The organism is Pseudomonas sp. SDO55104_S430, assembly GCF_054070595.1.
In genome coordinates, this window is sequence record NZ_JBSVXG010000467.1 from 1 (window position 1) to 1389 (window position 1389).

Below are 1389 nucleotides of genomic sequence, written 5' to 3' on the forward strand. Positions count from 1 at the left end.
ACGCGACCTCTGTAGGAGCGAGGCTTGCCCGCGAAGAGGCCGGCACAGACACCAAAATTCCATCATCGAAACCATCGATGTGCTCAACCCATCAGGAGTTTCCATGACCATCAAACACCCTGAACCGGATCTGAACTACCTGCAAAAAGTCCTGCTGGAAATGCTCGCCATCCCCAGCCCCACCGGCTTCACCGACACCATCGTGCGCTATGTCGCCGAGCGCCTGGAGGAGCTGGGCATTCCGTTCGAGATGACCCGTCGCGGCACCATTCGCGCCACTCTCAAGGGCAAGAAAAACAGCCCCGACCGAGCGGTTTCCGCGCACCTGGACACCATTGGCGCTGCCGTGCGCGCGATCAAGGACAACGGTCGCCTGACTCTCGCCCCCGTGGGTTGCTGGTCCAGCCGGTTTGCCGAGGGCAGCCGGGTCAGCCTGTTCACCGACAACGGCGTGATTCGCGGCAGTGTGTTGCCGCTGATGGCCTCCGGGCATGCGTTCAATACCGCGATCGATGAAATGCCGATCAGTTGGGATCACGTCGAGCTGCGCCTGGACGCCTACTGCGCGACCAAAGCCGATTGCGACTCCCTGGGGATCAGCGTCGGCGACTACGTGGCCTTCGATCCGTTGCCGGAGTTCACCGAAAGCGGCCATATCAGCGCCCGTCACCTTGACGACAAAGCGGGTGTCGCGGCGCTGCTGGCAGCGTTGAAGGCGATCGTCGACAGCGGCCAGGAATTGCAGATCGACTGTCATCCGCTGTTCACCATCACCGAGGAAACCGGCAGCGGCGCGGCGGCCGCATTGCCCTGGGATGTCAGCGAGTTCGTCGGCATCGATATCGCGCCGGTCGCCCCGGGCCAGCACTCCAGCGAACATGCGGTTAGCGTGGCGATGCAGGACTCCGGCGGGCCGTATGACTATCACTTGTCGCGGCACCTGCTGCGGCTGGCCAGCGACAACGAGCTGCCGGTGCGTCGCGACCTGTTCCGTTACTACTTCAGCGACGCCCATTCGGCGGTGACCGCCGGCCACGATATCCGCACTGCCCTGCTCGCCTTCGGCTGCGATGCGACCCACGGCTACGAACGCACCCACATCGACAGCCTCGCGGCCCTCAGTCGTCTGCTCGGCGCCTACATCCTCAGCCCGCCGGTGTTCGCCAGCGATGCACAGCCGGCCACGGGATCGCTGGACCGGTTCAGTCATCAGATCGAGCATGACACGCAGATGGAAAGCGATACGCGGGTACCGTCGGTGGATAGTCTGGTGGGGCAGCGGTCCGAGAGCTGATCAGGGATTGTTGGTGTCTGGAGGGGCCTCTTCGCGGGCAAGCCCGCTCCCACAAGGTTCGAGTCGATCCAACCATTTGTGATCGACACAAAAAC

1 protein-coding gene is annotated in these 1389 nt (G+C 63.2%); it reads left to right on the forward strand.

Annotated elements, in window-relative coordinates; translation table 11 throughout:
* Positions 1-103 precede the first annotated feature (103 nt).
* Positions 104-1294 carry an osmoprotectant NAGGN system M42 family peptidase gene (locus ACW9JE_RS30725; RefSeq protein WP_224537751.1) on the forward strand — a complete coding sequence of 397 codons (1191 nt, stop codon included), beginning with the start codon at positions 104-106 and terminating at the stop codon, positions 1292-1294.
* Positions 1295-1389 lie beyond the last annotated feature (95 nt).